The organism is Rhodococcus sp. JVH1 (genome assembly GCF_000280725.2).
GTDB classification, from domain to species: domain Bacteria; phylum Actinomycetota; class Actinomycetes; order Mycobacteriales; family Mycobacteriaceae; genus Rhodococcus_F; species Rhodococcus_F jostii_A.
Map to the genome: position 1 here is coordinate 1,356,557 of NZ_CP166289.1, position 13,573 is coordinate 1,370,129.

Annotated in this window: 13 protein-coding genes; 6 read left to right on the plus strand and 7 right to left on the minus strand. The window is 68.3% G+C overall.

Features of this window, described 5'->3' with window-relative positions:
* Positions 1-12 precede the first annotated feature (12 nt).
* Both JVH1_RS06350 and JVH1_RS06355 read left to right on the plus strand, forming a co-directional pair.
* Positions 13-708: a metallophosphoesterase gene (locus tag JVH1_RS06350; RefSeq protein WP_009479233.1), complete on the plus strand. Its 696-nt coding sequence runs from the start codon at positions 13-15 to the stop codon at positions 706-708.
* Positions 698-1,564 (plus strand): hypothetical protein, encoded by an 867-nt coding sequence (locus JVH1_RS06355; protein ID WP_009479232.1) that lies wholly within the window; start codon positions 698-700, stop codon positions 1,562-1,564. Before JVH1_RS06350 ends, JVH1_RS06355 begins: the two co-directional genes overlap by 11 nt.
* On the opposite strand, the gene JVH1_RS06360 is transcribed toward JVH1_RS06355, so the two are convergent.
* Positions 1,554-2,660, minus strand: a complete 1,107-nt coding sequence (locus JVH1_RS06360; protein WP_009479231.1) for a winged helix DNA-binding domain-containing protein — start codon at positions 2,658-2,660, stop codon at positions 1,554-1,556. The two genes, JVH1_RS06355 and JVH1_RS06360, sit on opposite strands and share 11 nt — an antisense overlap.
* A 75-nt stretch (positions 2,661-2,735) precedes the next feature.
* Between JVH1_RS06360 and JVH1_RS06365 the strand changes: the two genes are divergently transcribed.
* The gene (locus JVH1_RS06365) at positions 2,736-4,271 is read left to right on the plus strand and encodes an MFS transporter (RefSeq protein WP_009479230.1); all 1,536 of its coding nucleotides are present in this window, start codon (positions 2,736-2,738) and stop codon (positions 4,269-4,271) included.
* On the opposite strand, the gene JVH1_RS06370 is transcribed toward JVH1_RS06365, so the two are convergent.
* From JVH1_RS06370 to JVH1_RS06395, 6 genes are all read right to left on the minus strand, one after another.
* The gene (locus JVH1_RS06370; protein WP_009479229.1) at positions 4,241-5,410 is read right to left on the minus strand and encodes an ABC transporter ATP-binding protein; all 1,170 of its coding nucleotides are present in this window, start codon (positions 5,408-5,410) and stop codon (positions 4,241-4,243) included. The two genes, JVH1_RS06365 and JVH1_RS06370, sit on opposite strands and share 31 nt — an antisense overlap.
* 37 nt (positions 5,411-5,447) lie before the next feature.
* Entirely contained in the window at positions 5,448-6,284 is an 837-nt protein-coding gene (locus JVH1_RS06375; protein ID WP_005239292.1) for a carbohydrate ABC transporter permease, read from the minus strand.
* A 2-nt stretch (positions 6,285-6,286) separates the two neighbouring features.
* On the minus strand, positions 6,287-7,234 hold the full coding sequence (locus JVH1_RS06380) for a carbohydrate ABC transporter permease (protein ID WP_005573473.1): 948 nt from the start codon (positions 7,232-7,234) through the stop codon (positions 6,287-6,289).
* Positions 7,231-8,595 (minus strand): ABC transporter substrate-binding protein, encoded by a 1,365-nt coding sequence (locus tag JVH1_RS06385; RefSeq protein WP_009479228.1) that lies wholly within the window; start codon positions 8,593-8,595, stop codon positions 7,231-7,233. Before JVH1_RS06385 ends, JVH1_RS06380 begins: the two co-directional genes overlap by 4 nt.
* A 250-nt stretch (positions 8,596-8,845) precedes the next feature.
* Positions 8,846-9,337, minus strand: coding sequence for a general stress protein (locus JVH1_RS06390; RefSeq protein WP_005239275.1), 492 nt, complete (start codon positions 9,335-9,337; stop codon positions 8,846-8,848).
* 67 nt (positions 9,338-9,404) lie between these two features.
* Entirely contained in the window at positions 9,405-10,367 is a 963-nt protein-coding gene (locus JVH1_RS06395; RefSeq protein WP_009479227.1) for a CoA ester lyase, read from the minus strand.
* Positions 10,368-10,438: 71 nt separating this feature from the next.
* Here JVH1_RS06395 and JVH1_RS06400 point away from each other — a divergent pair, with 71 nt between their 5' ends.
* The 3 genes from JVH1_RS06400 (at position 10,439) to JVH1_RS06410 (ending at position 13,508) form a co-directional block, all read left to right on the plus strand.
* On the plus strand, positions 10,439-11,710 hold the full coding sequence (locus JVH1_RS06400; RefSeq protein ID WP_009479226.1) for a magnesium transporter MgtE N-terminal domain-containing protein: 1,272 nt from the start codon (positions 10,439-10,441) through the stop codon (positions 11,708-11,710).
* On the plus strand, positions 11,707-12,228 hold the full coding sequence (locus JVH1_RS06405) for a DUF1003 domain-containing protein (RefSeq protein WP_005264640.1): 522 nt from the start codon (positions 11,707-11,709) through the stop codon (positions 12,226-12,228). Before JVH1_RS06400 ends, JVH1_RS06405 begins: the two co-directional genes overlap by 4 nt.
* Before the next feature lie 116 nt (positions 12,229-12,344).
* Positions 12,345-13,508, plus strand: a complete 1,164-nt coding sequence (locus JVH1_RS06410; protein WP_009479225.1) for a lytic transglycosylase domain-containing protein — start codon at positions 12,345-12,347, stop codon at positions 13,506-13,508.
* Positions 13,509-13,573: the final 65 nt, after the last annotated feature.

Genomic DNA, 13,573 nt, shown 5'->3' on the forward strand with positions numbered 1-13,573 from the left:
TAGCGTCGGAGCATGGTCTCGGTACTCGCAGTGTCCGACGAGACGATCGAGTCGCTGTGGAGTTCGCAGGTGCGTGCCATGGATGTCGACCTGATCCTCGGTGCGGGCGATCTCCCGTTCGACTACCTGGAATATCTGATCGACGCGCTCGACGCGCCGTGCGTCTTCGTGCCGGGCAACCACGACGCCGACCTGTCCGGCTACTCCGCGGGACGTGTCGGGTGGATGCGGGCGGGTCTGCCCTCGGCGTGGCCGGGACCCTGCGGCGCGGTCAACGCGGACGGCCGGATCGTGCGCATCGCGGGCCTGCGCATCGCCGGCCTGGGTGGATCGATCCGCTACAACGACGGCCCTAATCAGTGGACCGAGCGGCAGCAGCGGCGGCGGGCGCGCAACCTGGCGCTGACGAGTGCGTGGCATGCGCGCCGCTCGGGTGTGTCCGGGGTCGACGTGCTGCTCACGCACAGCCCGCCGCGCGGAGTGGGCGACCAGGAGGATCCACCGCACCGGGGTTTCGAATGCTTCGAGACCCTGGCGGGCAGGTTGCAGGCCCGCGTCATGATCCACGGGCACGTCCACCCGTACGGCCGGGCGGCCGAGGACCACACACTCGGCCCGACGACGGTGATCAACACCGTGGGATTCACCCTGATGGAGCTGGCCCCGGGCGCCGACCCCACCATCGTCAGGCGCCGGCATGGCACGTGACACCGGATTCCCCGCCGCCGATGCGGAGAACGATTTCACCCGCCAGCGTCGTCGCGCCGAGTTGTCGCGGCTGGTCAGCTGGCTGCGCCGCGAACCGGACGACGTCAACGAGATCCTGCCGTTCGACGAGGTGGTCGCGGCCGTCGGCCGGGTCGGGGAACGGTCGCTCGGACTGCAGGTGATCCCGGTCAACTCCATCGTCGGGAGCGTCGACCGGACCCGCGACTTCGACCGGTTCTTCCGGCCCACGTCCACCCGGGTGCGCGAGCGCTGGCAAAGACTGGCGGCCGCGCAGCGCCGGGGCGAGTCGGTGCCGCCGATCCAGGTGTATCGGATCGGGTCCATGCACTTCGTCAGCGACGGTCACCACCGCGTCTCCATCGCGTACGCGATGCACTGGAGCACGATCGACGCCTACGTCACCGAAATCCAGACCAAGATCTCCCCCGACGGGATCGCGCAGCGCGGAGACCTGGTCATCAAGGACCACCGCCGCCTGTTCCTCACCCGGGTTCCGTTGAGCGGGCCCCAGCGGGCGGCGGTGGCCGTCACCGATCCCTGGGAGTACGCCGAGATCAGCCAGAGCGTCGAGGCCTGGGGTTTCCGGCTCATGCAGGAGGTGGGCGAATTCCTCAGCCGTGAGACCGTGGCCCGGCGCTGGTTCGGTGAGGAGTTCCTGCCGGTGGTCCGGATGCTGCGGGCCGCGGAGATGCTTCCCGACCACACCGACGCCGAGGCCTACCTGTGGGTGGCGCGCGAGCGGTACCGCCTTGTGCGCCAGCATGTCTGGAACGACGAGATCATCGCCGAGCTCAGCCACCTCGCACCGCGCAGGCACAAACCGGCTAGCCCGTGAACCGCACGACGCGCTCGGGCGCCTCGGGGTGCGCGAACTTCAGCAGACGCCTGCCCTCCGCCTCGATCGCGGTGCGGTGCGTTTTCGCGATGGCCGCCAACGGCTCCACGTCGAGTACCGCACGGCCTTTCTCGACCACCGTCGCGGTGAACGCCGCGACCCTGCCGTTCACCAGGACGGCAGGTTTGATAATGCCGTTCTGGGTGAAGACCTTCTTCCGCACGTCGTCGTCGAGGAGGCGTCCGCGGTCCGCGTGCGAGAGCAGCACGTTGTCGAACGGCGCGAGGATGCGGACGGGGGCGGGGGTGCCCGGGTCCGGCCGGGGTGCGTCGGGAAGGTCGAAGAGTTCCGGTCCCGCTTCGCCCTGGAACACCCGGAGTTCCGGCCGCAGCCGGTCGAATACCTCCCCGAGCCGGGTCAGTCCCGACCAGGCCTGGGCGTCCCGCGCGCTCGCCGGGCCGAACGCGGCGAGGTAGCGCAACAGCATCGTGTCGATGGACGGCGCGGCGGACAGTGGACGACCCACCCAAGACTCCAGCGTCGACAGCGCCGGTTGCCCGGACCTGCCCCAGAGCCCCCGCGGTGGAACCTGGACCATCGGGACCAGTCCCCGTACCCCGTGGGCGAGCGCGGCCCCGTTACGGCCGGGGAATCGCTCCTCGAGCAGGGGCCGCATCTGGGATTGCGTGCGGGGTTCGTCGCGCACCAGTTCGCGTCCCGCGGCGGCGAGGGCGCCGAGGTCGATCCCGTCGAGACCGGACCGGTGCTGCGTGTTGGTGTGCAGGTCGCGGTCGAGCAGCGGTTGCGTGAGCGGACGGAACGAGAGCGCGTCCGAGGCCGACAGGGCGAAGACCGTGCCGCGCATCGCGACGATCCGCACCACCGCGTGGTTCTCGATGAGGTCCGACAACGACTCGGCACGGAATCGGCTTAGCCGCGCCCACAACGCGAAGTACGGCGGGGCCGGAGCCTGGGCCTGCAGCCCGCAGAGGTGCTCGATCATGTCGAGAGCGGACGTGTCCGAGCGGCTCAGCAGCGATTGCCGGGCCAGTGTCGCCCGGCCCAGCGCTCGATTCGACATGCGTTCAGACCCCACCGTGAAACCCTTCGTTAGTTAGCCCCAGTACCGTATTTGATTACGCCCGTTCACCGACCCCTATAGGAGGACCCCATGGCCGCCGGATCGACAACCGCAGCCAGGGCTCTCCTGCCCGTCATGTGCTTCGTCGTGATGATTGTCGCCGTTCTGCAGACGTTGGTGGTGCCGATCGTCGGGACCATCGGCGCGCAACTCGACGTCGGCCCCACCGCCGTCGGCTGGCTCCTCACCGCGAACCTCCTCGCAGCCGCCACCGCGACACCCGTCCTCGGCCGCCTGGCCGACCTCCGCGGCAAACGGCCCGTCCTGCTCGGGGTGCTCGTGGTCGTGCTGCTCGGCTCCCTGATCGGTGCGTTGTCGACGTCGGTGGGAGTGCTGATCTTCGCCCGCGTGCTCCAGGGCGTGTCGTTCGCGCTGTTCCCCATCGGCATCGCGGTCCTGCGCGACGAACTTCCCGCCGAGAAGCTGACCGGGGCGATGGGGATCTTCTCCGGCACCCTCGGATTCGGCGGATGTTTCGGCATCGTCCTCACCGGTGTGCTGGTCTCCGACGGCGCCGACTTCCACCGCATCTTCTGGCTGTCCTCGGCCATCACCACCGCCGGACTCGTCCTCGCGTGGATCGCCATCCCCCGCCGCCCGCGCACCGGAACGGGTTCCATCGACTGGATCGGCGCGGCCGGTCTCGCCGCCGGCCTCGTCCTCGTCCTGCTGCCGCTCGCCGAGGGCGGCACCTGGGGCTGGACGTCACCCGTCACCCTCGTCAGCGGAATCGCCGGAATCCTGGTCCTGATCGGCTGGTTCCTCTACGAACGCAGGATCACCGACCCACTCGTCGCGCCCCGGCTGCTGACCAACCCGCCCGTCCTCGTCACCCACCTGTCCGCGCTTGTGGTCGGCATGTCGATGTTCGTGATGTTCCTGGGCAGCTCGTACTTCGTCCAGACCCCGCGCGCGGTGGCCGGATACGGCTTCGGGGCCACCGTCCTCGAGGCCAGCACCGTATACCTGCTGCCGGGCGCGATCAGCGGCGTCCTCGCCTCGATCCTGAGCGGAAAACTGATCCACCGCTTCGGTTCCCGGGCCGTCCTCATCGCTGCGAGCGTCGTCGGCGTCAGCGGGTTCGTCGTGTTCGTCTTCGCCCACGACCGCACGTGGGAGGTCATCGCGGCCATCCTGCTGGTCAACACGTACATCAGCCTCGCGTACGCGTCGCTGCCGTCGCTGCTCGTGGCCGAGGTCCGGCAGGACGAGACCGGCGTCGCGAACAGCATCAACTCCATCGCCCGGTCCGTGGGCAGTTCCGTCGCCAGTGCGCTGCTCGCGACCCTGCTCGCCGGCATCACCATCGACGGAACGGACGTCCCGACCGAATCGGCGTACGTGATCGCGTTCGTCGTCGGCGCGACCGCGGCCGCCCTCGCCGGGCTGCTGCCGTTCTTCGGCATCACGCGCACCACCCGCACCCCGTCCGACGAGGAGGAGGACGAGGTCCACGCGACCGCCCTCGCGGCGGAGTGGGGCACTGTCGGCGGCCTCGGCGGAGCGAACACCCGCGGTTCGGGTGAGCGCCCCGCTCAGCGGGTGAGGTTCGCTCCCGAATCCTGATCGAACAGGGCGATCTTCGACCGGTCGAACCACAGTTCCACCGGCCTGCCGTGCGCCGCGGACGATTCGGTCGACAACCGGGCGACCAGCTGCCCACCACCCGCGACCGCGGTACCCGAGTCGGCAGCGAGTTCCTCGAGTTCCCGGGAGGTCACCTGCGGCCCCTCCGCAGTGAAATAGGCGTACTTGTCCGAACCCATCGACTCGAGCACCTCGACGTTGGCCGTGAACGTGGCACCCGCCGCCCTCTGCCCCTCGTCGACGAGCGCCACGTCCTCGAAGTGCTCGGGCCGGATCCCGACCACGACGTCCTTCGCCGTGTTCGACGACCCGATCTTGTCGCGCGTCTCCGCGGGCAGCGTGAATTCGCCGAGCGGCGTCGACACCCCGTCGGCGGTGAGCTGCCCCGGGAAGAAGTTCATCGACGGCGAGCCGATGAAACCCGCGACGAACAGGTTGTTCGCATGGTCGTACAGATCCTGCGGCGCCCCGATCTGCTGAACCACACCGCCCCGCAACACCACCACCCGATCGCCGAGGGTCATCGCCTCGGTCTGATCGTGCGTGACGTACACCGTGGTGGTGCCGAGTCGCTGTTGCAGCCGGGCGATCTCGGTGCGCATCTGGACGCGGAGCTTGGCGTCGAGGTTCGACAGCGGCTCGTCCATCAGGAACGCCTTCGGGTTGCGGACGATCGCCCGTCCCATCGCGACCCGCTGCCGCTGTCCGCCCGACAGATTGGCCGGTTTGCGATCGAGGTGCTGGGTGAGGTCGAGGACCTTGGCGGCGTCGTCCACCTTCGCCGCGATGTCCGACTTCGACATCTTCGCCAGCGTGAGCGGGAACGCGATGTTCTGCCGCACCGTCATGTGCGGGTACAGCGCGTACGACTGGAACACCATCGCGATGTCGCGGTCCTTCGGCGCCTTCTCGTTGACCCGCTCCCCCGCGATGCGCAGTTCACCGGACGAGATGTCCTCCAGGCCGGCGATCATGTTGAGAGTGGTCGACTTTCCGCACCCGGACGGTCCGACCAGAATGATGAATTCGCCGTCGGCGATTGTGATGTCGACGTCGCTCACCGCCTTGGCGCCGTCCGGGTACAGCTTCGTCACCTTGTCGAGCACGATTTCGGCCACAGAAACTCCTTCATAGTTTCGACCCTGCAAGCAGGTCTCAGCCCTTCACTGCGCCGGAGGTCAGACCGGCCACGATGCGTCGTTGGAAGAACAGCACGAAGATGATGATCGGGATCGTGATCACCATCGCGGCTGCGGCGATCGAGCCCGTCGGCTCCTCGAACTGGGAGGCGCCGGTGAAGTTCGCGATCGCGGCCGGTGCGGTGATGGACCGTTCCGTCGAGGTCAGCGAGATCGCGAACAGCAGGTCGTTCCAGCAGAAGATGAAGACCAGGATCGCGGCGGTGACGATGCCCGGCGCCGCCAACGGAGCCACGACCTTCCGGAACGCCTGAGCCGGTGTGGCGCCGTCCATCTTGGCCGCCTTCTCGAGCTCCCAGGGGATCTCCTTGAAGAAGGCGGACAACGTGTAGATGGCCAGTGGCAGCGCGAACGTGATGTACGGGAGGATCAGACCCGCCCAGGTGTCGAACAGCCCGAGCCTGCGCTCGATGTCGAACAGCGGGCTCACGAGGGAGATCTGCGGGAACATCGCGATCAGCAGGGCCACGCCGACCAGCAGCTTCTTGCCCGGGAAGTCCAGCCGGGCAATGGCGTAGGCGGCCATGGTGCCGATGACGACGGCGATTACCGTGGAGATGAGCCCGATGCCGATGGAGTTGATCAGCGCGCTGGTGAACGCGTTGGTCTGAAAGATCCCGCGGTAGTTGTCGAGTGTCCACTTCTGCGGAATGAACTTGCCGTCCTTGATCGTTCCCGCGGGCTTGAACGACAGGCTGGCGATCCACAGCACCGGGACCAGTGCGTAGAGCAGGACGAGCAGGTTGACCACGGACCAGCTGATCTTGCGGCGAGGTGTGTCGACGACGGCCATGGCTATCGGTTTCCTTCCGTGTCGGACCCGGGAGCCGAGGCGCCGAACAGCTTGATGAACACGAACGCGAGCAGTGCGACGCAGAGGAAGATGAGGACGCTGATCGCGGAGCCGATTCCGAGGTTGAATGCCTTGAACAGGTTGTCGTAGCCGAGGATCGACAGTGATCCGGTGTCGTTGGCGCCCTTGGTGAGGACGTAGATGTTGTCGAAGATCCGGAACGCGTCGAGCGTGCGGAACAGCAGCGCCACCAGAATTGCCGGTTTCATCAGCGGCAGGATGATCCGCACCAGCCGCGTCCACGCCCCGGCGCCGTCGACCTGAGCGGCCTTGAGAAGGTCGTCGGGGACGAGGGCCAGTCCGGCGAGCAGCAGCAGCGCCATGAACGGCGTCGTCTTCCACACCTCGGCGAGCACGATGATCGCCAGCGACGGAATCTGCTGCGTCAGCGGGGCGCTGCCGTCGGGCAGCAGGTTGGCGAGATACCCGGTCCCCGGCGTCCACGCGTAGTACCAGCTGTACGCGGCGGCCACGGTGACGATGCCGTACGGGATCAGCACCACCGTCCGCACGATGCCCTTCCCGACCAGCGTCCGGTGCATCACGAGCGCCAGGATCAGGCCCAGGACGAACTCGATCACCACCGATACGACCGTGATGCCCACCGTCACCGCGAAGGCCTGCCACCAGTACGCGTCCGACAGCACCGACACGTAGTTCGCGAGGCCCACGAATTTGCGGTCGTCGGGGAAGCGGAGGTCGTAGCGCTGCAGGCTCAGCCACACCGCGTAGACGACGGGGTAGGCCGTCACCGCGACCATGAGGATCGCGGCGGGAGCCACCAACCACAGTCCCAGTCGGCGTTCGGCCTTCTTCCCCTCCGAGATCTGCTTTTTCGACGCGACTTTCGGCTCTTCGGCCCGGTCCGCCTGCACGGTTTCGGTCGTCACGGGATCAGCCCTTCCGAGTTGACCGCCTTGCGTACCTGTTCGGCGAGTTCGTCGACGGTGCGCGGCGGGTCGATGTCACCGACCGGATTCAGCGTGTCGGTGATCAGGGTCGAAATGCTCTGGTATGCCGGTGACACCGGGCGGACGGATGCCGTCTCCAGGCTCTCCCGCACCTCACGCCACGCCGGGTACGCCTCCTGGAACGCCGGGTCGTCGTACAGGCTCGCCAACGTCGGCGGCACACCACCGTTGACGGCGTTGTTGCGCTGGTTCTCCTCGTTCCGCAGGCACGACACCGCCTCGAACGCCAGGTCCGGGTGCTGGCTGGTCTTCGCGACCGCGATGTTGAATCCGCCGATCGTCACCTCGGCCGGTCGCCCGGGGATCACCGACGGGTACGGCGCCGGGAGGAAGTTCTGCTGACCGTCGACGGTGAGCACCGTGTTGCCCGTGTCCACGGACGTCGGGTTGCCCTTCTCGTCGATGAACGGCAGGTCCCCCTTCTCTGCGTTCTCGATCATGCCCGGCAGCACGAACGGCCAATTGACCTCGAACGCAGCCTTTCCGCTCTCCATCCCCAGGCGGGACGACGCCTCGTCGCCCTGGGAAACCGACGGGTCGGCACCCTCTGCGGTGGCCACCCGCTTCATGACCTCGAGCGCCTTCAGCGCGGCGTCGCCGTCCGCGACCGTCACGGTGGTCCCGTCCTGGGCGACGACGGACCCGCCCGCGCTCGCGAGCAGGGTGTTGAACCACACCATCAGGCCCTCGTACTGCTTGCCCTGCACCCCGATCCAACTGGGCCTGCCCTCCGCGGCGAGGCCCTCCGCGATGTCGATCATCTGGTCCCACGTCTGCGGGGGTTGTCCGTCCGGCATGAGGTCCTTGCGGTACCAGAGCAACTGGGTGTTGGTGTTCAGCGGCGCGGCATACAGCTGGTCCTGCCACTTCGCGGATTCGAGGGGGCCTTCGAGCGTGCCCTCGCTGACCTCCGCCGCGATGGCGGGCGGGAGCGGCACCGCCCAGCCGGCCTCGGCGAACTCGGCGGTCCACACCACGTCGAGCGTCATGATGTCGAGTGACGTGTCGTTTCCGGTGAGCCGGCGGGCCAGCTGGAGCCGCTGATCGTCCGCGCCCTTCGGCAGCGTGCGCTGCTCCACGGTGTACCGGCCGCCGGCCGCGGCCGTGCAGTTGGCCGCGGCCTCCGCATATTGTTCGGCGCCGTCGGCAGCCGTGTAGAAGCTGAGGACGATGCCCTCTTCGGACGACCCGCACGCAGCCAGCAGGGGAACGGTGAGGACGGTGGCGGCACCGATCAGTCCCCACTTCAGCGAGCGTCCGGGCTTGGTGCGATGCAGCACAGCCGCCTCCTCGAGCGGCCCCTCACGGATCCAGTCGCGGTACGGCTGGGCACGCGGGCCCGCACATTTGTTCCTGCCGGAACGTGCACTCCACCGACAGGTCACGGTTTCGGCGTGGGCCGGAGCCCACGCATTGCGCCGTAAACCTATCCGACATCGTCGGCGAACTGGGTGAAATCGCCGCGAACGTCGCGAATGGGACGCAATCCGTGACCCGACCGCAACCCGCAGGTCGAGGTGGGAGCGCCGATCAGAGCGCCAGTTTGGCCAGCATGTCCCGGGCCTTCTCCGCCGACTTCGGCTCGCACAGCACGTCGTACCGCCCGGCGACGAGCTGCATGGTCGACGCGAAGTCCCGGGTCCCCCGCGTCGCCGCGTACGGGATCGTCGTGGAGATCAGCCCGAAGATGATGCCGCCGACGATGCCGACGACGAGCGGCGCCAGGAAACCGCCCGTGACGATGCCCAGCAGCAACCCGAAGAACACGCCGAGCCAGGCCCCCGAAACAATGCCCCCGCCAATTACTTTCGCCCAGGTGAGACGGCCCAGCACCCGCTCGACCTGCATGAGGTTGACCCCCACGATGGTGACGTCCTCCACCGAGAATTCCTGATCGGAGAGGTAGTCGACGGCGCGCTGTGCCTCCGCGTAGGTGGGATACGAACCGATGGGCCAGCCCGTGGGGGGTTCCGGCAGAGCCCCACGCCGCGCCCCATTGGACTGTCCGAGTGGATTCGTCATCGTCAGCTGGTCTCCTCGTGTGGTTCTCTCAGGATCGGTCCTGTGAGAACCATTCTGCCTGCTGAGGCTATTTCCCGTCAGGTCGCACGAACTCGGTGGTCCGTTTCATACCCGCGGCGCGGCCCTTGGCGGAGATCACCAGCGCCATCTTGCGACTCGCCTCGTCGATCATCTCGTCGCCGAGCATGACGGCACCGCGACCGCCGCCGGCCGAGGAGGTGTGGAACTCGTAGGCGTCCAGGATCAGTTCGGCCCGGTCGTAATCGTCCTGACGGGGGCTGAACACATCGTTCGCCGCCTCGATCTGGGTGGGATGCAGCACCCACTTGCCGTCGAAGCCGAGCGCGGCCGTGCGCTGCGCCGACCGGCGGAACGCCTCCACGTCGCGGATCTGGAGATAGGGACCGTCGATGGCCTGCACCCCGTGCGCGCGGGCGGCCATCAGGATGGTCATCAGGATGTGGTGGTAGGCGTCGCCACGGTCGTAGCCGTCCGGTTGCTCCCCGACGACCAGCGTGCGCATGTTGATGCTCGCCATGAAGTCGGCGGGACCGAACACCAGGGTCTGCACGCGGGGACTGGCCGTTGCGATGGCGTCGATGTTGGTGAGCCCGATCGCATTCTCGATCTGCGGCTCGATACCGATCCGGCCCACCTCGAGCCCATTGGCCTTCTCTATCTGGGTCAGCAGCAGGTCGAGGGCCTGAACATGACTGGCGTCCGGCACTTTCGGCAGCAGGATCGCGTCGAGGTGGGCGCCCGCGCGTCCCACGACCTCGACGACGTCGGCGTACGTCCACTCGGTGGTCCAGTCGTTGACCCGCACCACCTTGATCTGGTCGCCCCACCCGTCCTCGGCGAGCGCCTCGGCGATGGTGCCGCGCGCTTCCTGCTTGGCGAGCGGTGCCACCGCGTCCTCGAGGTCGAGGAAGATCTCGTCCGCGGGCAGCCCCTTCGCCTTGTCGATCATCTTGCGGCTGCTGCCCGGAACGGCGAGCACCGACCGCCGTGGCCTGTAGACGGAACTCATGACGGACGATCCTCCACTTTCGCAGGTGTGCGATTCCCTGTATTTCTGTACAAGGATCTAGCCTGGCAATCATGGCAGCTGCGAACAAGGTTTTTGCAGCCAGGCTGGCCGGCCTGGTGGTGCTCGGCCCCGATGGGGAGTCGATCGGCCGCGTCCGGGACGTGGTGATCACCGCGCGCGTCGGCCGGCAGCAGCCGCGCGTCCTCGGACTGGTCATCGAATTGTTCACGCGCAAACGCATCTTCGTCCCGATGCTCCGGGTCACCGCCATCGAACCGAGCTCGGTGACACTCACCACCGGCAACGTCAGTCTGCGCCGATTCCAGCAGCGGCCCGGCGAGGTGCTCGCCCTCGCCCAGGTGGCGGATTCCCACGTGCGCGTGGACGACCCGGAACTCGAGGAGCTGCGGGACGCCGACATCATCGTCGTCGATCTGGGCATCGAGCAGACCCGCACCCGGGACTGGGTGGTGTCGAAGGTCGCGGTGCGCGGGCACCGCGGCCGACTCGGTCGCCGCGCCGCCATGCACGTCGTCGAGTGGCAGCACGTCCAGGGCCTCACACAGACCGACCTGGCGATGCCCGGCCAGGGTGTCTCGGCGCTGCTCACGCAGTTCGAGGGCATGCGCGCGGCCGACGTCGCGAACGCGATGCGGCTCCTGCCGGAGAAACGCCGCCACGAACTCGCCCTCGCACTCGACGACGAACGCCTCGCCGACGTCGTCCAGGAACTGCCCTCCGACGACCAGACGGACCTGCTCATGCATCTGGAGGTCGAGCGCGCCGCGGACGTCCTCGAGGCCATGGACCCCGACGACGCCGCCGACCTCCTCGGTGAACTTCCCGAGACCGAGGCCGAATCGCTGCTGCAGCTGATGGACCCGCAGGACTCCGAGCCGGTCCGACGGCTGCTCGAGCATTCCCCCGACACCGCGGGTGGTCTGATGACTCCGGAGCCGGTGGTCCTCACCGCGTCGACGACGGTCGCCGAGGCGCTGGCCCGTGCCCGGATCTCGGATGTCACCCCCGCTCTCTCGAGCATGGTGTTCGTCGTCCGCCCGCCGACCGCGACGCCGACAGGCCGCTACCTCGGCTGCGTGCACCTGCAGAAGTTACTGCGGGAACCCCCCGCGAGCCTGGTCGGTGGACTGCTCGACACCGACATGCCGCGGCTGGCACCCGAGGATTCCCTGACGTCGGTGACCCGCTACTTCGCAACCTACAACCTGGTGTGCGGGCCGGTGGTCGACGCCGAGGACCACCTGATCGGAGCGGTCACCGTCGACGATGTCCTGGACCACCTCCTCCCCGAGGACTGGCGTGAAGAGGAGATCGACGGATGAGCGAGAAGTCAGCCAGCGCGGCCGCCCGGAGCCTGTCCGACCGGCAGCGCCTCGACACCCCGCGGGGTACCCGCCGCTTCCGGGTCACGTACGACGTGGAGGCCGTCGGGCGGGCCAGCGAGAACTTTGCCCGGTTCCTCGGCACGGGCCGATACCTGATGATCCAGACGGTGGTGGTGATCGTCTGGATCATCATCAACGTCTTCGCCGTCCGATTGCAGTGGGACCCGTACCCGTTCATCCTGCTCAACCTGGCGTTCTCCACCCAGGCCGCGTACGCGGCGCCGCTGATCCTGCTGGCGCAGAACCGCCAGGAGAACCGCGACCGCGTCTCCCTCGAGGAGGACCGCTCGCGCGCCGAGCAGACGAAGGCGGACACCGAGTTCCTCGCCCGGGAACTGGCCGCGCTGCGCATCGCGATCGGCGAGGTCGCCACCCGCGACTACCTGCGGCGCGAGCTCGACGAGATCAAGTCGCTGCTGGGCGACGAGGAAGACACCCGAACCCGGCGCAAATGAGGGTCGGCGAATCCCCGCAAACTCCGGCAGGCTCGATCACGTATATGTAACGTCAGTCACATCTTCTCGGATGTATGCGGTGTGCGAGAGCGAAGAGCACCGCAGGGGGTGATCGAGTGCGGATACGTGGACTGTTGACGGTCGCTGCCCTGACAGTGGGCGCAGTTGCCACCCTCGGGTCCTCGACCGGCGGTTCTGCTGTGAGTGGCGCGTCCGTGGGCACTTCGGCCTTCGGTTCCACGACGGGAGCGACGACACTCACGGCAGCGTCGATCACGCCGGGAACCACCCCTCAGGCCGCGTACTTCCCGCCGTCGGGAATCCTGGCACCCACACCGCGGGTCGCGCGGTCGCAGAGGGCCGCTCCCCCGCCGCCCGCCCCGCTGCCCGCGGTGACAAATCCCACATCCCCGGCGTCGCCGTCCGGCACCGGGATCATCGCCGCGCCGGTGATCCTGAGCGCTCTGGGCATCCCGGAGATCGTGCTCAACGCGTACCGATCCGCGGAACTCGAGATGATGGCGGAGTCCCCGAAGTGCGGTCTGCCGTGGCATCTGCTGGCCGGTATCGGCCGCATCGAATCGGGTCACGCCGGCGGCGGCCGGACCGACTCGGTCGGCACCACGATCACCCCGATCCTGGGTCCCGTTCTCGACGGCAGGCTGGCCGGCAACGAGGTCATCCGGGACACCGACCGCGGCGCCACGGACGGCGACCCCGGGCACGATCGTGCCGTCGGACCGATGCAGTTCATTCCGTCCACGTGGGCCAAGTACGCGTCCGACGGCAACGCGGACGGTGTGGCCGATCCCAACAACGTGTTCGACGCGACGCTGGCGGCCGCCCGGTACCTCTGCTCGGGCGGTCTCGACCTCCGCGATCCGCTCCAGGAAACCCGCGCGGTCCTGCGGTACAACAACTCTGCCGCGTACGCCGCCAACGTCATCACCTGGTCGAACGCCTACAGGAACGGGGGAACTCCGACGCCGAGCCAGCTGTCGGAATCGGCGTCGCCGTCGCCCGGACGTCTCGCCGACGCCGCCGCGGCCGAATCGGACCTTCCACGCGATCTCGCGACCACCCCGCAGCCGTCCACCGACGGCGCGGCCACTCCCGCGACGCCCGCTCCGGCCCCGCCGATTCCCGGACTCCCGCCGCTGCCGCAACTGCCCTGTCTGATCTTCTGCCCACCCGCCGACCCCGGCGTCCCGGCATCCGTCACGCCCGGCCCGGTCGAGCCCGCCCCGGGCGCCCCTCCGGCCGACGCCGTTCCCCGGTAGTCACCCCCGCCTCCGCCGCGCGCTCTGCTTGCAGGGCGCGCGGCGGAGGCGTTCCGGTGTCCGGG